Source organism: Chryseobacterium sp. GP-SGM7 (assembly GCF_049166575.1).
Classification (GTDB): Bacteria; Bacteroidota; Bacteroidia; order Flavobacteriales; family Weeksellaceae; genus Chryseobacterium.
In genome coordinates, this window is record NZ_JBMHFF010000001.1 from 1,589,194 (window position 1) to 1,610,074 (window position 20,881).

At 32.8% G+C, this 20,881-nt stretch carries 19 protein-coding genes; 9 read left to right on the forward strand and 10 right to left on the reverse strand.

Features of this window, described 5'->3' with window-relative positions:
- Window positions 1–53: 53 nt before the first annotated feature.
- The 8 genes from ACOOWA_RS07070 to ACOOWA_RS07105 all read left to right on the forward strand — a co-directional run bounded on the left by ACOOWA_RS07070 (window position 54) and on the right by ACOOWA_RS07105 (window position 9,215).
- Window positions 54–2,786 carry a heavy metal translocating P-type ATPase gene (locus ACOOWA_RS07070; RefSeq protein WP_421374167.1) on the forward strand — a complete coding sequence of 911 codons (2,733 nt, stop codon included), beginning with the start codon at window positions 54–56 and terminating at the stop codon, window positions 2,784–2,786.
- 91 nt (window positions 2,787–2,877) lie between these two features.
- A complete protein-coding gene (locus ACOOWA_RS07075) occupies window positions 2,878–3,603 on the forward strand; it encodes a DUF72 domain-containing protein (RefSeq protein ID WP_421374169.1) in 726 nt (241 codons plus the stop codon).
- 118 nt (window positions 3,604–3,721) lie between these two features.
- Window positions 3,722–4,585, forward strand: coding sequence for a polysaccharide deacetylase family protein (locus ACOOWA_RS07080; RefSeq protein WP_421374171.1), 864 nt, complete (start codon window positions 3,722–3,724; stop codon window positions 4,583–4,585).
- Between the two features lie 164 nt (window positions 4,586–4,749).
- Entirely contained in the window at window positions 4,750–5,409 is a 660-nt protein-coding gene (locus ACOOWA_RS07085; RefSeq protein ID WP_421374173.1) for a YggS family pyridoxal phosphate-dependent enzyme, read from the forward strand.
- A 56-nt stretch (window positions 5,410–5,465) separates the two neighbouring features.
- Window positions 5,466–6,650, forward strand: a complete 1,185-nt coding sequence (locus tag ACOOWA_RS07090) for a sigma-54-dependent transcriptional regulator (protein ID WP_421374174.1) — start codon at window positions 5,466–5,468, stop codon at window positions 6,648–6,650.
- A 70-nt stretch (window positions 6,651–6,720) separates the two neighbouring features.
- On the forward strand, window positions 6,721–8,115 hold the full coding sequence (locus ACOOWA_RS07095) for an MATE family efflux transporter (RefSeq protein WP_421374176.1): 1,395 nt from the start codon (window positions 6,721–6,723) through the stop codon (window positions 8,113–8,115).
- 65 nt (window positions 8,116–8,180) lie between these two features.
- Window positions 8,181–8,684: a GNAT family N-acetyltransferase gene (locus ACOOWA_RS07100; RefSeq protein WP_421374178.1), complete on the forward strand. Its 504-nt coding sequence runs from the start codon at window positions 8,181–8,183 to the stop codon at window positions 8,682–8,684.
- A 144-nt stretch (window positions 8,685–8,828) separates the two neighbouring features.
- Entirely contained in the window at window positions 8,829–9,215 is a 387-nt protein-coding gene (locus ACOOWA_RS07105) for an HU family DNA-binding protein (protein WP_421374179.1), read from the forward strand.
- Between the two features lie 675 nt (window positions 9,216–9,890).
- Here the strand turns inward: ACOOWA_RS07105 and ACOOWA_RS07110 are convergent.
- From ACOOWA_RS07110 to ACOOWA_RS07130, 5 genes are all read right to left on the reverse strand, one after another.
- Window positions 9,891–10,289, reverse strand: coding sequence for a hypothetical protein (locus ACOOWA_RS07110; protein WP_421374180.1), 399 nt, complete (start codon window positions 10,287–10,289; stop codon window positions 9,891–9,893).
- Window positions 10,277–10,555 carry a hypothetical protein gene (locus ACOOWA_RS07115; protein ID WP_421374182.1) on the reverse strand — a complete coding sequence of 93 codons (279 nt, stop codon included), beginning with the start codon at window positions 10,553–10,555 and terminating at the stop codon, window positions 10,277–10,279. The genes ACOOWA_RS07110 and ACOOWA_RS07115 overlap by 13 nt, the downstream gene beginning before the upstream one ends.
- A gap of 204 nt (window positions 10,556–10,759) precedes the next feature.
- Window positions 10,760–11,128, reverse strand: coding sequence for a hypothetical protein (locus tag ACOOWA_RS07120; protein WP_421374183.1), 369 nt, complete (start codon window positions 11,126–11,128; stop codon window positions 10,760–10,762).
- A gap of 12 nt (window positions 11,129–11,140) precedes the next feature.
- Window positions 11,141–11,575 (reverse strand): hypothetical protein, encoded by a 435-nt coding sequence (locus ACOOWA_RS07125; RefSeq protein ID WP_421374184.1) that lies wholly within the window; start codon window positions 11,573–11,575, stop codon window positions 11,141–11,143.
- Window positions 11,563–13,635 carry a hypothetical protein gene (locus ACOOWA_RS07130; protein WP_421374185.1) on the reverse strand — a complete coding sequence of 691 codons (2,073 nt, stop codon included), beginning with the start codon at window positions 13,633–13,635 and terminating at the stop codon, window positions 11,563–11,565. The genes ACOOWA_RS07125 and ACOOWA_RS07130 overlap by 13 nt, the downstream gene beginning before the upstream one ends.
- 114 nt (window positions 13,636–13,749) lie before the next feature.
- Between ACOOWA_RS07130 and ACOOWA_RS07135 the strand changes: the two genes are divergently transcribed.
- Window positions 13,750–14,142: a helix-turn-helix domain-containing protein gene (locus tag ACOOWA_RS07135; RefSeq protein ID WP_421374186.1), complete on the forward strand. Its 393-nt coding sequence runs from the start codon at window positions 13,750–13,752 to the stop codon at window positions 14,140–14,142.
- Window positions 14,143–14,193: 51 nt separating this feature from the next.
- Here ACOOWA_RS07135 and ACOOWA_RS07140 read toward each other — a convergent pair whose 3' ends face one another.
- The 5 genes from ACOOWA_RS07140 to ACOOWA_RS07160 form a co-directional block, all read right to left on the reverse strand.
- Window positions 14,194–14,700, reverse strand: coding sequence for a GNAT family N-acetyltransferase (locus ACOOWA_RS07140; protein WP_421374188.1), 507 nt, complete (start codon window positions 14,698–14,700; stop codon window positions 14,194–14,196).
- Between the two features lie 51 nt (window positions 14,701–14,751).
- The gene (locus tag ACOOWA_RS07145) at window positions 14,752–15,327 is read right to left on the reverse strand and encodes a Crp/Fnr family transcriptional regulator (protein ID WP_421374189.1); all 576 of its coding nucleotides are present in this window, start codon (window positions 15,325–15,327) and stop codon (window positions 14,752–14,754) included.
- Between the two features lie 154 nt (window positions 15,328–15,481).
- Window positions 15,482–17,884, reverse strand: coding sequence for a prolyl oligopeptidase family serine peptidase (locus ACOOWA_RS07150; RefSeq protein ID WP_421374190.1), 2,403 nt, complete (start codon window positions 17,882–17,884; stop codon window positions 15,482–15,484).
- Window positions 17,885–18,296: 412 nt separating this feature from the next.
- Window positions 18,297–19,475 carry an aminotransferase class V-fold PLP-dependent enzyme gene (locus ACOOWA_RS07155; protein ID WP_421374191.1) on the reverse strand — a complete coding sequence of 393 codons (1,179 nt, stop codon included), beginning with the start codon at window positions 19,473–19,475 and terminating at the stop codon, window positions 18,297–18,299.
- 242 nt (window positions 19,476–19,717) lie between these two features.
- Window positions 19,718–20,863, reverse strand: a complete 1,146-nt coding sequence (locus ACOOWA_RS07160) for a hypothetical protein (RefSeq protein WP_421374192.1) — start codon at window positions 20,861–20,863, stop codon at window positions 19,718–19,720.
- Window positions 20,864–20,881: the final 18 nt, after the last annotated feature.

The window sequence follows — 20,881 nt, forward strand, 5'->3', positions numbered from 1 at the left end:
TTTATAACAGCTTCCAAAATCCTTTTCGGAAATTTGTAACATAAATTTAGATTATGCACAAACAATATAAAGTTTTAGGAATGACCTGTTCGGGTTGTCAGAAAAAGATTTCAGACAAACTGAACAGTTTAGAGGGAATTTCTGCCGATGTCAATCTTGAAAACAGCACCATTGAAATTCATTCAGATAAAGAAATTGATTTAACGGAACTTAATCAATCGCTGTCTGAGATTGGGAATTATAAGCTTGATGATTCAAAAAAAACCGATAATATTTTTATAAAACCACAAGACCGGGTTTCTCCGTCGTCGGTTTATTATTGTCCGATGGAATGTGAAGATGATAAAGTCTATTTTCAGCAAGGAAAAAGATGTCCGGTTTGTAATATGTATCTGGTTCCGATTGAAGAGAAATTAGCAAAAGATCCTAATTATAAGCCAACTTATTCTTCAACAAATCTTCCTGAAAACTTCAAAGATAATATTGGAAAATATTACTGTCCGATGTTCTGCGAAGATGATAAAATATATGATGAAAAAACCGATTGTCCGGTTTGTCACATGCATTTGGAAGAAATTACGGAGGATTTGGTTAAAAATTCCAAATCACGTTCTCATCATCACAATCATCAACATGAAGCGCCAAAAGTCACAGATGATATGGCGGGAAAATATTATTGCCCGATGTTCTGTGAAGGCGACAAAACGTATGACAGCAACGTCGGTTGTCCGGTTTGCGGAATGGATCTGGTAAAATATCCCGAAAAAGGCGAAGAAGAAACTGATGATACTTACTCAATTTTAAAACGCAAATTCATTATTTCTTTAGTCTTTACTATTCCTGTTTTCATCCTTTCAATGGGCGGAATGTTTATAGATTTTCCATTCTCACATCAGATTCAGGGGACTTTTGAATTGATTCTCACGCTTCCCGTTCTGTTTTATTCCGGATGGTTTTTAATGAAAAGAGGTTGGGTTTCTTTTAAAACATGGAACTTAAATATGTTCAGTTTAATCGCTTTAGGAGTTGCGGCGGCATTTATTTTCAGCGTGATTGCTCTAGTTTTTCCCGATTTGATTCCCCATGAAATTCGTGGACACAATCATGAAATTCTTCTTTATTTTGAAGCGGTTTGCGTCATTATGACTCTGGTAATTCTTGGCCAGTTAATGGAAGCTTTGGCTCATAAAAAAACAGGAAATGCCATAAAAGAACTGATGAATCTTTCTCCAGATGAAGCCAATTTAATAATTAATAATGAAGAGAAAAAAGTTCCGCTTTCCGAAGTAAAATTGGGTGATTTATTGAAAGTAAAACCGGGCGAAAAAATCCCTGTTGACGGAAAAATCATAGAAGGAAATTCAATTGTAGATGAAAGTATGATCACCGGAGAACCCATTCCCATAGAAAAAAATGTAGATGATCAGGTAACTTCAGGAACTATCAACGGAGATCAGGTTTTCATTATGAAAGCTGAAAAAGTGGGCGACGAAACTTTACTTTCCAAGATTATTAAAATGGTGAATGATGCAAGCAGAAGCCGCGCTCCGATTCAGAAACTCACTGATAAAGTCGCAAAAGTTTTTGTTCCGGCTGTGATTTTTATTGCAGTTCTTACCTTTATTTTATGGCAAATTTTCGGTCCCGAAAATCAGAAAACTTTGTTTGCTTTTGTGAATGCTGTTGCGGTTTTAATTGTGGCTTGTCCGTGTACTTTAGGTTTGGCGACGCCAATGTCTTTAATGGTCGGAATTGGTAAAGGTGCTAAAAACGGAATTCTTATCAAAAACGCCGAAGCACTTGAATTAATGAATAAAGTAAACGTTCTAATTACTGATAAAACAGGAACTTTAACCGAAGGAAAGCCGTCGTTGGAACATATAGAAATTGCAAAAAATTCCGACCAAAATTTAATTTTAAAATTAGCCTATTCATTAAATCAAAATTCAGAACATCCTCTTTCAAATGCAGTCATTAAAAAGGCAAAAGATCAAAATATTTCTGCTGAAAAGGTTGAAAAATTTGAAAATATTTCCGGAAAAGGTGTAAAAGGAATCATCAATGAAAAGACAGTTTATTTAGGAAATGAAAATCTTTTAGTTTCCAGAGATATTCAAATTCCTGAGAATTTAAAATTAAAAGCCGCAGAAATTCAGTCAAAAGCGCATACGATTTCTTATTTGGCTCAGGAAAATGAAGTTTTAGGATGTATTAGTTTTACGGATAAAATTAAAGAAAGTTCAAAAAAAGCTGTCCAACTTCTCATGGATGAAGGGATAGATGTTATTATGATGACCGGGGACAATGAAAATACTGCAAAAGCTGTTGCAGATGAATTGGGAATCAAACATTTTAAAGCAAATTGTCTTCCTGAAGATAAATTAAACGAAGTGAAAAAACTTCAACATGAAGGAAAAATTGTAGCAATGACCGGCGACGGAATCAACGATTCTCCTGCTCTTGCTCAGGCAAATATCGGTATCGCAATGGGAACCGGAACTGATGTTGCCATTGAAACTGCAGAAATTACTTTATTAAATGGCGATATTTTAGGAATTGCAAAAGCAAAAATTCTAAGCGAAAAACTTTTGAGAAACATCAAAGAAAATTTATTCTTTGCCTTTATTTATAACGTTTTGGGAATTCCGATTGCGGCAGGATTGTTGTATCCCTTTTTTGGAATTTTATTATCTCCGATGATTGCGGCAGCGGCGATGAGCTGCAGTTCTTTATCAGTGATTTTAAATTCTTTGAGGTTAAATTCTGTTGATTTAAACATCAAATAAATTCTCGCAGATTTAGCTGATTATGCAGATCATAACAGTAATTAAATAAAAAATCTGCGTTATCTGCAAAATCTGGAGAGACAAATAAAATATGAAAAAAGAAAATATTTACATCGGATGTTCAGGTTTCTACAATAATGACTGGAAAGGCTCATTATATCCCGAAGATGCGAAAAGTAAAGACTTTCTGACACTGTATTCTAAAGAATTTAATGCTGTTGAAATCAATTCTACTTTTTACAGGAAACCCACCCCAAAAACTTTATTGAAATGGTTTGACGAAACTCCAGATGATTTTCGATTCTTTATTAAAATTCCGAAAGCCATTTCTCATGAAAAACGTTTAAAAGATTGTAAAGATGAGATTCAGGAGTTTTGCGAACATATTCAAACCAACTTAAAAGAAAAACTTTCGGGATTTTTATATCAATTTCCTCCCTCATTTAAAAATACGGAAGAAAATTTAGATTTGATCTTAAAAAATTTAGACTTTTCTTATTTAAATGTAATTGAATTTCGACATAATTCTTGGTGGAATGATGACATTTATTCAGTATTAAAATCTAAAAATATTATTTTCTCTGGAGTAAGTTTTCCGGGAAATCTTCCGGACGATTTTATTGTTAATAATTCTGAAGTATTTTATTATCGTCTTCACGGTAAACCTGTACTGTATAAATCTGAATACCCTGAAGGAGAATTAAAAAATTTAGCTGAAATGATCTTAAAATCAGGAAGAAAAGGTTTTATTTTCTTTAATAATACTTGGGGAACAGCTGCCATAAAAAATGCAATTCAAATCAAAAAATATTTATAAAAAAAATTATATTAAAATTTCATTAAAATGTGAAATTATAAGAAAAATGGTTTTATATTTGTTAACTAAATTTTGTAAAATTTAACACTATTTAACAATTTAATTTCCATTAATCTTTATGAAAAAAACTTTTGCGGAAAAGTCTGTATACAAGACTTTTCTAAGGATGATTACAGTGGTGACTGTGACATCAGCCCTATTTACAGGATGCAACCCAAAAAACGAAGTAAGAGAAACTGAAAAAATTCTTTCGAAACTGCCTCCCACCGCAAAAGTCCCCAGAATAGATGATGAAAATGTACCTACCGATAAAAGAGTGATTTATCTTACTTTTGACGACGGTCCCAATCGCGGCACCGAAAATCTTTTAAAAATTTTACACAAAAGAAATGTTGCAGCAACCGCTTTTCTTGTCGGAAAACACGCTTCAGACAGCAAAAGACAAAAAGAAGATTTTGAAAAAATGAGAACTGATGGTTTGCTTGAAATTGCCAATCACAGTTTTGCGCACGCTCACAACAAATATTCAGATTACTATAAAAATCCAGAAGCGGTTGTCAGAGATTTTGATATTGCAAAAGACAGCTTAAAACTTCCCGGAAAAATAGCAAGAACGCCCGGAAGAAATATCTGGAGACTGAATAATATCAATGTGACCGATATTAAAAGTTCGTCTGAAGCCGCCGACAGATTAAAAACAGCAGGCTACAAAGTAATCGGTTGGGATCTTGAATGGAAACCCAACAATAAAATGCAACTTAAAGGAAATCATCAGGAAATGCTGAAAAAAGTAGACAGCATTTTCTTCAATGATCTTGAAAAAACATCAAGACATCTGGTTTTTCTTACGCATGACCAATATCTTACCGATGCTGATTCTATTAATGAGCTGGATTTGTTTATTGAAAAATTACAGAAATCAAATCGTTTTGTTTTCAGAAAAATATCGGCCTATCCGAAAATTAATGAAATTTTGAATTAATATTTTAATCTCCCACAGATCAAACAGATTTTCACAGATGTTTATGTTATAATTTTATACATTAAAGTATGCAAAATCATCTGTGAAAATCTGTGAAATCTGTGGTCTTATATTTCACAACAATAAATATTACTTTTTATTTTAAAATTCAGAAATTTGCAGGTATGAGTATTCAGGAAAATTACAATAATATAAAAAATCAGCTTTCGGAAAATGTAGAATTGGTTGCGGTATCAAAAACCCATCCCGTTTCTGTCATTCAGGAAGTTTATGATCTCGGACAAAGAGTTTTTGGTGAAAATAAAGTACAGGAACTTACTGAAAAATACCCTTTACTTCCGAAAGATATTCAATGGCATTTGATTGGGCATCTTCAAACCAATAAAGTAAAATATATTGCAGAATTTATTGACACCATTCAAAGTATAGATTCTGAAAAACTTTTGAATGAGATCAATAAAGAAGCAGCAAAACACAACCGTAAAATAAAAGTTTTACTTCAGGTAAAAATTGCCGAGGAAGAAAGTAAATTTGGGCTTGAGATTACTGAAGCTGAAGATTTGTTTCAAAAATTCGTTAGTGGAGAATTTCCAAATGTTGAGATTACAGGCTTAATGGGAATGGCAACATTTACTGAAGATAAAAATCAAATCAGAAAAGAATTTTCAGTATTAAAAAATTTATTTGATGAATTAAGTCAGATTCAAAAACTTGAAACGTTATCCATGGGAATGAGCGACGACTTTCCTATTGCGATTGAAAGTGGTGCCAATTCGGTACGTGTAGGTTCGGCAATATTTGGGAGAAGGGATTATTCAAACTAAAGATTTAGGAATGATATTTGCTAATAATCAAGCAAAAAATACCTAAATTTGCGACTATGCAAAAAATCCTTATTGTAGAAGACGAAAAAGCAATCTCCGGGGTACTTCACAGTATCTTATCGGATGAATTAACTGACTATGAATTTGTCATTGCCGACGACGGCTTAGAAGGCTATAAACAAGTTGAGAAAGAAGATTTCGCATTGATTATCTCAGATATAAAAATGCCAAAACTTTCAGGAACTGAGCTTTTAAAGCAAAGTTTAGCTCTAAAACCGGAATCTACATTCATCATGATTTCCGGACACGCCGACATCGATTCTGCAGTTTCTTGCTTAAAGGATGGTGCATACGATTTTATTTCCAAGCCAATTGATATCAACCGACTGATTACAAGCGTAAAAAATGCTTTGGTAAAGGAAACGTTGAAGAAAGAAAACAAAAATCTTCAGACTGAAAATAAAACCCTGAAAAAGAAAGTCAACAAGAAATACCAAATGATTGGTGAATCTGCTGCCTTGAAAAAAATTCAGGATATGATCGAAAAAGTCGCTGCTTCTGATGCGAGAGTTTTGATTACAGGACCCAACGGAGCCGGAAAAGAATTGGTAGCTCATTCGATTCACAATTTAAGTGAAAGATCGAGAGGACCGATGGTTGAAGTAAACTGTGCGGCTATTCCTTCTGAATTGATTGAATCTGAACTTTTCGGACATGTGAAGGGTTCATTTACAGGTGCAATAAAAGACAAACAGGGAAAATTCGAACAGGCAAACGGTGGAACGATTTTCTTAGACGAAATTGGAGATATGAGTCTTATCGCTCAGGCAAAAGTGTTGAGAGCATTGCAGGAAAGCAAGGTTTCTCCAGTTGGAAGCGACAAAGAAATTAAAGTTGACGTAAGAGTTTTGGCTGCAACCAACAAAAATATGCAGACCGAAATTGAAGCAGGAAGATTCAGAGAAGATTTATACCACAGACTTTCTGTGATTGAAATCTACGTTCCGCCATTGGATGACAGAAAAGAAGACATCAGTCTTTTGGTAAGTCATTTCTCCGGAATGATTGCTGATGAACATGGAACTGCTGTGAAAAAATTTGATGATAAAGCGATTGATGCTTTAAAAGCACTTTCGTGGACTGGAAATATCAGAGAGCTGAGAAACGTTGTGGAAAGGCTAATTATTCTTGGAGGAAACTCGGTTTCTGAAGAAGACGTTGCAAGTTTTGTGAGAAAATAATTTAATTATAAATTAAAATATATATAAAAAATTTGCAGTATTTATGCTGCAGATTTTTTTTTGAACTATTATGAGCTTTTTAAATAAAAATTACACGAAAGAAGCCTTAACATTGGCTCTTCCTGTAATGCTTACGCAGGTTGGGCAGGCTTCTGTAAACCTTTTCGACAATATCATTGTTGGAAAATTGTTGGGTGCAGATGCTTTGGCGTCGGTTTCTTTGGGAAATGCTGTGTTTTTCTCAATGTTCGTTTTGGCATTGGGTTTTTCATTTGCTATTCCGCCATTGGTATCTGAGGCGCATTCTCAGAATGATCATAAAACGATTAATTCAGTTTTCAGTCATGGATTTGTAATCAATATGACGGTCGGAATTATTTTAATGCTGGTTTTATTTGCAGGTTTACCGCTACTCTATCATTCTGGACAACCGGCGAAAATTATTCCTGACACAGTAGATTTTCTTTGGATCATGGCAATCAGTATTATTCCGTTTATGGCATTTCAGACTTTGAGAGAAGTTTCTGAAGGATTATCATATACAATCGGAGTTACAAAAGCCACCATTATTGCGAATGTTATTAACATAATTTTGAATTACATTTTAATCAAAGGACTTTGGATTTTCCCCGAAATGGGCGTAAAAGGTTCTGCATTAGCAAGTTTAATTGCCAGAATTTCTATGGTTGTTTTCCTTTATTTTGTATTGATCAAAGAACCAAAAACCAAGCAATACATCAAAGAATTTTCATTGAAGATGCAGGTTTTCTCTAAAAAAATGTTTGAAAAAATGGTACGGTTAGGTTTTCCTACTGCTTTACAGATGTTTTTTGAAGTTACCGCTTTTGCTGGTGCAGCATTTATCTGCGGTATAACTTTTGGTGACGATCTGATTTCACAACAATATGCAGCCCATCAAATTGCATCTCATCAAATTGCTTTAAGTGTAGCTTCGTTTACCTTTAATTTGTGTATTGGTTTCAGTGTGGCTTCAACAGTGATGATTGGTAGAAAACTGGGCGAACAGAATTTTATCGAATTAAGAAAAATAGGAGTTAACAACCTTAAGATTGCCTTTCTTTTCATGTGTATTTGTGGAATCATTTTCATTTTAGCAAGACATATTCTGCCTACATTTTTTACAAAAGCAAACGAAATCGAAGTAATTATGTTAGCTTCAAAACTGATGATTATTGCTGCATTATTCCAGCTCTCTGATGGAATTCAGGTAACGGCTCTGGGAATGTTGAGAGGTTTGCAGGATGTGAAAATTCCGTCCATCATTACATTTATTGCGTATTGGCTGATTACAATTCCTTTGGGATATTTTCTTTGCGTAACATTGAAAATGGGTGCTTTCGGAATGTGGATTGCTCTCGGATTGGGATTAACGATTTCCGCATGTATGTTGGTAAAAAGGTTTCTGAATATGTCTGCAAAACGTATTAAAGGAAATAAAATATAATTTGAAAGCGGTCTTTGGATCGCTTTTTTTATTTATTATCTTTAAAACTCGAAAAATAATTCCTGATGAAAAAAATACTTGAAACCAACCGTCTTTTACTTCGGGAATTTGAGATCATCGATGCAGAAAGTTTCTATGAATTAAACTTAAATCCAAACGTTATAAAATATACCGGAAATTCTGCGTTTAAAGATATTGATGAAGCCAGGGAATTTCTTGAAAACTATTCTGATTATCATAAAAACGGATACGGAAGATGGGCAGTTATTGATAAATTTACAAATCAATTTCTCGGTTGGTGCGGATTAAAATATGATGAAAAATTAGACGAAACCGATATCGGTTTCCGATTTTTTGAACATTTCTGGAATCAGGGATTGGCTACAGAAAGTGCTAAAGCCTGTATCGATTATGGTTTTAAAGAATTAAATTTAAAAACGATTTTAGGAAGAGCCATGAAAGAAAATACAGCTTCCATAAAAGTTTTAGAGAAAATCGGACTTCAATATGAAAAAGATTTTGACTTTGATGGAAAAGATGGCTTGATATACAAAATTGATCGTCATTGACTTGTAAGATATTATTGAAAACCCCGATTAACAAAATAAATTTAACGACTTTTATAACGAAAAGTAAAAATATTTGAAATATTATTTTAAAATATCGCCATAAATAGTATATTTGATATTATTAACAATTAAAAACACAATGATATGCCAGTACAGTATACATTAAGCGAAAAAGGAAATCCTGCAGATCAATCTGCCCCTAAAAAATTCTATGCAACTGCAAAATCTACAGGTGAAGTTACTTTCAGAAGCCTTAGCAAGGAGATTGCAGGAGCTTCTACTACAGTGAGCGACACTGATGTTTTAGCAGTTTTAAACGATTTAAGCAAAGCTCTTGCAAAACATCTTTCAGAGGGAAGAATCGTAAGATTCGGTGATTTTGGTTCTTTCAGCATGCGACTAAGCAGTGAAGGTGCAGAAAGTGCTGAGAAGTTTAATTCTTCGATGATTAAAGCACCCAAAATAACTTTTCGTCCGGGAATAGACCTCAAGGAAATGCTTGCCATTACGAAGTTTGAAAAAGCTAAGTAAGGAAAAATAAACTCCTCGCCAGTAATTTTAAACTGCTTACTGAGCATTTTTAAATTACTGGCGGGCATTTTAAAAATGCAGGCGGGGACTTATCGAAGTCCCCGCCTCTATTTTACCAAAAGCTCCCGAGGATTTGTGTAAATCGACGGGAGCTTTTGGTATAATCCTTGGGAGGTTGCTTGGGGATTATTCCAATTATTCTATTGGTGTACCTAAATTTTTGTAATAAATACCATTTATCAGAAAGTATCCTCCGCCAAAATTAAAACCTTTCTTATCTTTAAACAGACTTTCAACAGTACGAATAGAGCCTTTATTTTTTTTGTTATCTTTTATTTTTCTAATCAAAAACCCATATGACTGTACTCTACATTCATTACATTTTATAACTGTTCCTATGTGCGGAATAGTATCATACTTAAATCCATTTATTTTGTTATACTTAATATTTTCTTTATTAAATAAAGTAATATAGTATTCATTTTTATTATCAGGATTTTCTCAACAAAATAGAATCGTTTTTTTTAATCTCTAAAATTTGTGAGGAAACATTAATACTAATAATTAATAGGAATATTAATATAATGCATTTTTTTATAACTCCCATAACCAATAATTTGTATTAAATATAATATAGTTGCTAACCTATTTTTTATATTTTTAATTTGAAGAGACTTAACTTTCAACAGTGCCATAAGATTTATAATAAATCTTATTTATCAAAAAATAACCTTTATAAAAAACATAGAATTTTTGCTTCTTTAACTGATCGACATTAATGACTTTCAAATTAGCAGGTATATGCTTTCGATTGATTTTTTCTACAATGTAGACAAAATATTCTTTTTTGCATTCTGCACAATAAGTGGTACCATCGATTTGCTTTACTTTTTTCTTAGTTTTATTGAATTTTACATGTTCAATATCATATATTCTAATATATAATCGTTCAGATTCAATTTTATTTAACTGTATAGAGTCTTTTTTGTTAATCTTAACAACAGTAGTTTGTGCTGGTAATTTTGAATAAAGTAAACTATATATTAAAACAATTAAGTATTTTATTTTTCCCATGAATTATAGTTATTTTGATATGTATTATCATATAAATCTCGTTCAGCTTGTGTCAGCAAAGTCCATGCGGTAGTTCCTTTCAGCCCTTGCCAAGCAATAGATCGATATTCTGTATCCGTATATTGATTGCCATAAACTTGTTTAAAAAAGTTTACAATAATATTCATATAATGAGCACCCATCATTTGATGTTGAGCTGATTCATTTCCTTTCACATTTTTAATATAATAATCAAATAATCCAGGATAATTATTTTGATTAAGCATTGTACCTAATAGAGAAGCATCAATATTTCAATTAGATGAAAATAAATGTAATATTTTTTTCATTTTAATTTTTTTTAAAAGCAGCTATAAAATGAAGGCGGGACTTTGGTAACTTCCCACCTCTATTTCCCCAAGAGGATTTTGGGAATGTTTTACAAATAACAAAACCGCAGAGTTTTCTGCGGTAAAAAATTATTTTAGAAATTAGTCTCTTATTGTTCTGAAGATATGATCTGCGTCGTATAAATTATAATTATTCTTCAATTTTTTTACTATAATGTATTTGACATTTTTTTCTCCACTATCATTCTTAATAAATGCAGATAAGTTAGTTCTGTTCATAACTTTATTATCAAAACTCTTAATTGTTTTAGTTTTAGATGTTCCATATTGGAAATGAACATATCTCTTATTATCAATACAGATTTCAAAAAAATTTATTTCATTTTTTTTCTCATGATGCCTATCTTTCGTATAATCAAACTGTATATAAATTGTATCTGGATTTTTTTTCTGAGAGAAAAAAAATAGAGGCGTGAAAACTATAAAAAATAAAATTAATGTTTTCTTCATCTTAAATAGTTTTTATTCTATTGGCATTCCCAAACTCTTATAATACACTCCTTTTATTAGAAAATATGAACTTCCACCAAATGAATATTTATTTATATTTTTAAATAGATAATTAGTTGAGTAAACACTATATTTTTGTGATGGAACGCTTTTAATCTTTTTAATAATAAAACCATAGCTTTCTTTTTTACATTTGTCACAATATCTTACTCCACCCGCTAGCAATTTATATTTGTACCCATTTTTTTTATTAAAACTAATATTGTCTTTATTATAAATAGTAAGAACATATTCATCTTTATAAAAAGTAAGCCCATCTTCTTTAAGCTCATCTTTTTTAATCAATTTTATTGAGTCGTCTTTTTGTAATTTGACAATTTGAGGTTTGACAAATAATAGATTTAATAATAAACCGTATACTAATAGTATTTTTTTTATAATTCCCATAACCAATAATTTGAATTCCAAGTATTTAAATATAGTGTTTTTTCAGATTGCTGCAAAAGATTCCATGCCTTAGTACCTTGCAGACCCATCCAGACAATTGTTTTGTACTCAACATCGGAATATTGAGTTCCATAAACCTGCTTCAAAAAATTTACCATAATATTTACATAATGTGCTGCCATCAATTGATGTTGTGCATCGGCATCGCCGTTAGTAAATCTAACATAGTAGTCAAAAAGTCCGGGATAATTATGTTGCAAAAGATCAGCCGTTATTTTATTTACATCGATATTTCCATTAGTTGAAGCAAGCGACATTAATTTTCTATAAATCTCCGCATGAATCATTTCGTGCATAAAAGTATCAGCAATTACTACTTTAGGAGTATTATTCCAATCTTTATTTTTATTAAATATAATCTTTATCCAATAATTACTTGGAGGATTAGTTTCTGCTAGCGCATTTGGATTTTGTGTAGCATCCAGATCAAACATTAAATGTGCTACAGAAAAAGTAGGTTCAAAATTTTGTAGATACTGCTTAAAATTAGAAGCTGATTTTATTTGATTATAAATTCCATTAATTTTAGTGTGATTTTTAAATCTCGTTGTAGGTTTTACCCTATTAGGATCTGCCCAATCTTCAAACAACTCATTTTGTAAAGTGTTGTTTAATATTGGTTCTTCTATAAACCAGTTTTGAAATTGCGCCCAAGTTAGAGAAGAATCGTTTGCTTTAAACTGCAGCGCCCAATTGATAAAATTTTGTGTTTTCTGACTTCCCCCTTGAGAAGAATAATAACTGTTAAGCCCAAATAAAAACGCTTGATTTGATTGATTGTATATTGTCTGTTTCAACGTCATAGGCAATGTATTTATATAAGAAACAAATCCTGTATTTAGAATATGAGTGTTTCTGAACTCTTCCCAAGATACGAACCTGTTTTGATCAAAGAAACTTACAGCCCAAGCTGCAATCTGACCATTTTCAGGAGAAGGATTATTGAGCAGAAACTTAAAAAGCTCATACACTCTGATGCTATAATCAGTTACTTCTGCATTTGGTACATTAGGTGTATTTTGGTTATATACGGCAAGATCATTAAACATTTGATCGTTATTAGAGAAATGTTGCAATCTGTTGTTCAGATCAGATAGATCTCCATTTAGATCTGTAATGTTAGACGGAATCCATTGTCTTACAATTTGCAAAAGAAGTTCATGACCAGGCGAAGTTAAATAATCTCCATATAAAAAAGTCGGATTAGTCAGCAATGAGTTCAGCTGCTCATCAAATACATAACCTCCGCCTAAACTACCGCTTCCACTGCTTCCTGTTCCAGGATTTCCGATTCCGGATGGTCCAAAATCATGCGGACAACTGATATCAATATTTACTACATAATGTGCATCATTGGTTAATCCAGGGTTACAAGATGCACCGACACCGTGGCCTCCACCATTGGAACAGGTAACTTCACTAATAGAATAGCTAACTGTACATTCTCCTGCAGATTTATTGGCTAATTGTTTGTTACCGTTTTCCGTTGCAATACCATTAATATAATCTGTAGCAAAAACAAAAGAAAGATCTTCATCATAGATTTCAATACTTCCTGTGAGTGTTTTTAGTACATCTTGTGTTTTGTAAGCAGGAGGTGTTGTTGGGATTATTTTCAAATATCTCGTCGTCTCAACTCCTGTAGAAGATACTAAAATTTGCTGTATCATGTAATAGGGATTTTCAGCAGAATAGGTATTGATTGGCAATGTATATGTTTTAGCTCCTGTCGCCGCATTTTCCCACTTACGGTATAAAACATTGTCTGAATTTACAATTCCAGAAGTTTTAGCTGTTTTAGATCCAATAAATTTATTATGTATCTTACTGAAACTTTTAATTTCTTTTTTCACCCTACTCATAGAAATAAGTTGAGATGAGCTGAACTCTTGAGCCTGTAGAGAACTTGGAGTACTTTCCTGTAGCGAATCTAATTCGTTTCTACAGCTTACAAAAAATAGCATTAATGCAAAAAGCATCAGGAAACTGTTTTTTTTCATATTTGTTTGTTTTTAAATTATTTAATATTACAATATTAAAACATTTCTTAAATAATTCACACAACTTTTTCAAAAATAATATTACTTTTGCTCTTATAATTATAACATTTAGTTATGGACACCATGGAAGTTATTATCGAAAAAATAAAAGAATACCGCAAAAAGAAAGGCTATTCTCACGAGAATATGGCAGAAGAATTACATATAAGTCAGGCAGCTTACAGTAAAATCGAAAAGAATGAAACCAAACTGACGGTAGACAGATTGTATCAGATTGCCGATATATTAGAAGCTCCTGTTTATGAGCTATTAGATGCAAATCCTAACAATATTTATAATCAGCAGAATTTTTATGATGCTTCTGTAGGTTATCAGGATATTCAAAATCTTTATCAGGAAAATAAAGACAAAACAGAAAAAATAGAAACACTCTACGAAGAAAGACTAAAAGACAAAGATAAAATGATTGAGCAACTTCAGGATATTATCAAAACACTGAAAGGATAAATAAAATTCAATTAAAAACCTGCGCCTCATTTTTCAAACGAGGCGCAGTTTTTATTCATCAATTCTTTTCCCCAATATTTTCAAACTACGCTCTACTCCATCCAAAACCGCAACATTAGGCAAAATTCCCCAATCTTCAAACCGGAAATGCTGAAAGAGTTTTATACTTGGTTCGTTGTGAAGAAATATAAAACCCAGCAAAGTTTTTACGCCAAATTTCCCGGCATTGTCGATACAGTACTGCAACGTTTTTTTACCATAACCTTTACCACGGAAATTTTCATCCATATAAATACTGACTTCAACCGTTTCGTTGTAAGCCGGTCTTCCATAAAATGAAGAAAAACTTACCCATCCCACGATACTATTTTCAGAATCTTCGATTACCCAAAGCGGTCTTCTTTCAGGAATATGCTCGTAAAACCATTGATGCCGGCTTTCTACAGAAATAGATTCTGTATCTGCAGTAACCATCCTGGATTCGATGGTTGAGTTGTAAATTTCAACGATTCGTTCTAAGTCTTCAAATTTTGCATCTCTGAACTTCAATTCACTCATTTTATAACAGAATTTCTACAAAGATAATGGAAGATTTAATTGAGACTTTAATTACACAGCCTTTTTCTTTTCATAATCTTTAATGGCTTTGGTAAGACTTTTCACTGTCGTTCCTAAATAGGAAGCCATGTCTTCTTTCGAAATTTTCATTTCTTTGGCTTTTAAATCTAGAAGCTGAGACAACGTATGTTCTGTAGCGTGAAGTTGCTGATAAGATGACCTGTTTGAGGTATTCACAATACGTTCTGCAAAAACATCCAACAGTAGATTGTTTAAGTTCAAATCACTTTTAATCAACGATTGGAAATACGGAATTGTTATGGTGAATACAGTAACCTCGGTAATCGCTTCAATGCTGCAGATACACGGAACATTTTTCATCATTTCTATTTCCCCAAGAATTTCTCCTTTTCCTAAAAACTCAACAATATATTCCTCTTTATTTTCTTCAGTAAAAAAACATTTGGTAATGCCACTTTTTATCAGCATTATTTTGTCGGAAACCTCATTTTGGGTCAATAATTTTTCGTCTTTTTCAAAAGATTCTAAAATGATGTTTTCTTTATGTTCCTGATTGCTGTAAAGTATTTCTAAATAATTTAAAAAAGCTTGATTCGTTCTTAACATAATTTTTATTTCATTCAGACTCCCTTTCGGAATCTATTATTTATACTCAGTTTTATCAGCAGAAAATTACAAAAACTTAAATGAATAGAATATGAATTATTTAAAATTAAATCCATAAAAAAAACTCGCTCCAAAGAACGAGTTTTAAATATCATTATTTTTTCAGACATTTCTCCAGAAACTGATCCTGTTCCCAAAGCAAATGAAGAATATTTTCTTTTGCGGCGTAGCCGTGAGACTCTTTCGGAAGAAGAACCATCCTTACCGGAGCACCCAGGTTTTTCAAAGCCTGAAAGTATCTTTCGGTCTGCAAAGTAAATGTTCCCGGATTGTTGTCTGCGTCACCATGAACCAGCAATAATGGTGTTTTCATTTTATCGGCATTCATAAATGGAGACATTGTATTATAAATTTCGGGAACGTCCCAGTAATTTCTCTGTTCGCTCTGGAAACCAAATGGCGTCAAAGTTCTGTTGTACGCTCCACTTCTTGCAATTCCACAAGCGTAATCTTTGGAATGCGTTAAAAGATTCGCCGTCATAAATGCACCGTAAGAATGTCCACCTACTGCAACTTTTGTCCGGTCAATATATCCTAACTGATCAACTGCATCAATAGCAGCTTTTCCATTGGCAACCAGTTGCGGAATAAACGTATCATTCGGTTCTGTTTTTCCTTCTCCGATAATCGGGAATGCAGCATCATCCAAAACTGCATAACCTTTTGCCGTCCAATACACAAACGAACCGTAATAAGGAAACGTAAAATCGTTTGGATTCTGCGTATTCTGTCCTGCTGTATTTTTATCTTTATATTCTGTAGGATATGCCCAGATTAACAACGGAAGTTTTTCTTTTTTCGCTTTTCGGTCGTAGTTTGCAGGTAAATAAAGTGTTCCCGTTAAAGTAACTCCGTCATTTCTTTTGTAAGTAATCACCTCTTTGTAAACATCTTTGATGCTTTCAAACGGATTGGCAAAATTGGTTACAGCCTCCGTTTTATTAGATTTAATATTTTTCTTAAAATAATTCGGATACTGACTTGCCGATTGCTGAATCGTCAATACCTCTCCTTTTTTAGGATCAATAATATCAATGATTTCTTCTTTAGCCCCTTTAAGATTTGAGGTGTACAGTCTCTTCTTTTTTAAAGATTTCATATCCATCTCATCAATGAATGGATGTTGTCCGTCTTTGGTAAATCCGTCTCCGATCAGATAAGATTTTTCGCCCTTCATATCGATTACGTATCTTCCAAAATCATTTTTTGTGGTGTTGAAATTTCCGGGATCGTTGTAAACATCCTGATAATTTCTGTCCTCTATAACTTTTGATTCGCCGTTATTCAAATCAACCAGGTAAGATTTTGTATTTCTCGTATCATACCAACCTTCAGAAACAATGGCGTAATGATTATTCGTCCAGCTTGTTCCTTCATATCTCTGTTTTGTTTTAAAAAAAGATTTCGGCTGATCAGAAAACGGTGCATTCCATGTGAAAATTTCGTCTCTGAAATCAACGGTTTTAGACTGATCTCCTCCATCCAAAGCTTCAGCAAAAACCAAAGTTGCAGGTTGATCTGCTCTCCAGCTCATATCTCTTTTGCCCGTCCTTACCGATGAGAAACCTTTAGGCATAATTTCGGTAAGCGGAACTTCATTCACTACTTTTATTTCGTTTCCTTTTGCATCATAAATTTTTGTTGTTGACGGAAATCTGCTTAAAGGAACAATATAGGAAAACGGCTTTTTGATCGTTGTTGCCATTAAATAATTTCCATCAGGAGAATAACTCAGACCTGCAAAAATATCTTTGTCTTTAAATTTTTTCAGATTTCCGTTAAAATCTACATGATACAATTCTGAGTTGGTAAGTGTTTCGAAATTCTTTTCATCCTGCGGATTTTTAAGCAAATCCTGGTAGGTTCTGTTCTGAGAAACTTTTCCGTCTGCAGTTGAAACAATCGGTCCCGTCGGAAGATCTTTTGACACATCAATTAATTTCGGGCGGTTTTCCGGAAGAACTTTAATCAGAAAACTCTGAGAATCTTTCATCCAAGAATAAGGATTTCCCAGGTTTGAATTAAGATTATCTTTTGTAATCTTTTTTGCCATTGCTGTTTCCAGGTCAACAATCCAAAGTTCAACTCCCTGATCTGTTGTATTGGTAAATGCTAATTTCTTTTCGTCTGGCGAAAAAGAAGTATTCGTAATTTTTGGATTTTGCGGAAGACCTTTTACCTTAACCTCGGTCTTATCATTTATTTTACGAACTTTAAGATTATTGGAATAGGTAATTGAACTTGAAATATTCGTCACGGGATTGATTCTTAAACCTCCCAGTTTCATTTCCTGCTGGTTAAGATCATCCAAAGTTTTATATGTCGGACGATAAGTGAAAACTACCCAGTCTTTTTTTGAATTGGTCATCACACTCGGCGGTCGGTCATAATCTGCCAGTTTGAGAATTTCAGCAGATGGTTTTTGATACGTAATATTTTCCTGTGCTTCGTAAAAATTGAGAAACGCAAGAAGACAGATGGTTAGCTTGATCTTCATTTCCTTTTTGATTTTTTACGAATTTAATGAAAAGTAATTATAATCTTGATATTTGTTTTTAACGCAGAGTGCGCAAAGATTTTTTAATATTGTTATTCATATTTTTTTGTTCGCAAAGGCGTTTGACTTCGTCGAATCTTCGATTTCACTCATCAAAGACCAAAATATTTTTTAAGCCTCAGTTCAGGATAAATCTATATAAAACGCAAAGCAAAACAAATGTATTAATCGCATAATTTCAAAAAATTTAATATTCTTGTATTATCTTGATAAACGAAGTGGCATTGTTTAACTTAAAAGCATTTCAAAAAGTAATATTTCTTTGTTTTTCCTTGCGATAAAATAATCTTATTTTGAAAAATCAATAAGTTAAAATTTCTATTGTCTCTATTTAAATAAAACAGAATATATTTTATTTTAAACTATTCCTTAGAATTTCAGAAACCTGTTCTATTTCCTTTAAAGTGTTGAAATAATGAGGTGAAAGTCTTACCGCGCCGTCCACTTTTTTATCCGTAAAATCAATTAGTGCTGAATGTTTATAACTTGCAGAAAAGAATACATTATTTTCTCTTAAAACAGTTTGAATATTTTCCAAATCGTTATCCGGACCGCAAAAAGTAACGATACTGCTTAAGTTTTTTCCAATATCTAAAACTTTAAAACCACTTTCTGCTAAATTTGTCCGAAGTGTTTCAGCTAAATTTCTATTGTAATTTTCAATATGGTCTAAACCAATATTATTAGCATATTTCACAGCTTCCATCATTCCTAAAACGGCAGCATAGGAAACTTCCCAATGCTCGAATCTTTTGGCTGTTTTAAATAATTCATAATTATCGTATTCAGACCAATGTGCTCCTCTCATATCCAGTAAAACCGGAGCGTAATCTTGTTCCAAAGCTCTGTCAGAAACATATAAAAATCCACTTCCTCTTGGTCCTCTCATAAATTTTCGTCCTGTTGCAGTCAGAAAATCACAACCGATTTTTTCAACATCAACAACCATTTGTCCGACCGACTGACAACAATCTGCCAAATACAGAATATTATATTGACGACAAATTTTTCCAACACTTTCAACATCCTGAATCAATCCTGAATTAGTCGGAATATGCGTAACAGCGACCAATTTTGGCTGATGTTGTTTTATTAAATTTTCAAGTTGTTCTAAATCGAGTTCATTATCTTCCAATTTTTGAACTCTGATAATTTTTATATTTAATCTTTTTTGCAGTGAAATAAAGGTAATCTGATTGGAAATATAGTCATCAACTGTCGTAATAATAACATCTCCATCTTTAAAAATAATACTTGAAAGCGCTTTTGCAAAAGCTTCTGTAGCACTCGTCATGAAACCGATATTGGAAGGTTTGCAGTTAACGAGTTTTGCGGTTTCAGAATAAAATTCTTCAAGTAAATCCGTATTTCTGTTGGCAACTTCATATCCTCCGAACTGCTCTTCCTGTTTAAGATAATCAATCATTGAATCTAAAACAATATTGGGCATTAATGATGAGCCAGCATTGTTGAAAAATAATTTTCCGTCTGATAAACCTCTTATTTCCTGTCTTATTTTATCTGTATTCATTTTACATTTAATTTGAATATTTTTCTGTAATTTATTTACACTTTTATTCACAGAGTTTGTCATCCCGTAGGAATCTCAGCAAAGATTTTAATAATAGATTTAGATTCCTGCGGAATGACAAACCAATGTTTACTTTCTTCTCTACTTAAAAAAAACTTCATCCGTAATTAGATGCAACAATTTTATACAAAAAATCCCGAATCTGAAGTATCGGGATTTATCTATTTTAAAATTTATTTTATTTAGTCTAAAACACTCCAACCTCTTTTCGGATTGGTATTTGAAGAAACTTCCTGCTCGTTGACAATGATATTTTCTTTTCGCTGACCGATATAATCAAGCTCACTCAGTTTTGAGAAAATACTTTCCAAACTTTTAAGCATCAGGCTGATATGTAAAAGTGGTTCGCCGGAATTGTGATGATCATAATTCGTTTCTGCAACGGTCGAAAGCTGATTCAATAAAGTATGAGGCGCAATTTCACTCCATTCCAAGCTGTAATTCAGCATTTCTTCCAACTCTCCGGGAACTAAAATCTGGGTTGAATTGTACATTCTCAACGCTAATTTTGCAAAAGTTTCAATTAAAAATACCGGCGGTTGATACGGAATGATATTTCTGAACTGGAAATACATATCGCCGAAAGTATTGACCAAAACATTACACAAAGCTTTTACATTCAATGCCAAAGATGTATTCTGATTTTTATGGGAAGCTTTCTGAATGATTTTAAACGCATATTGCTGCAAATTACCGATTGATTTTGCAAATCCGTTGTAATAATCAATTAAAACAGGATGACTCTGAATTGATGTACAAGGCGGAATAAAATTGGTGTTCACCTGTGCAATATTTCCTTTAAAATCTACTTTCCCTACAACAAGGTAATTTCCTCCGGAATAATTGCTGTTCAGCGAACTTACAGGAAGCAATTCGATGTGATAATTTGAATGGGCATTCGGATGTCTCGGGGGAATTTCTTCGGGGTCAATATCTCCGAAAGGTACTTTATCAAAAGGATTTACGGATATCAGAATGTAATAATCTCCATCCATTTGATTTTCGTCGATATTTAAAGATTTAGCCAGAGTTTTGACGCTGACTCTTCTATCTTTCAGTTCCAGCCTGTAACCTGCCAAAGTTACAGCACTGCAGTTTTTAATAAATAGCTGAACGTCATTTGTTGCCGTATTATGAACATCAAAAATGGTTTTATCTGTATACTCATTCGATAAAGGCAGCAAACCGTAATTATAATTGGTGATCGCAAGAGAATTGGCATCTCTTATCGTGTCTATTAAAAAATTATCCTGATCATTAAGATGTCTCTGCGAAACTTTCATTCCATCAACCCAGTTGATAGCAAAATGTTTTATGGGCTGTATCATAGTGTCATATTTTTATTG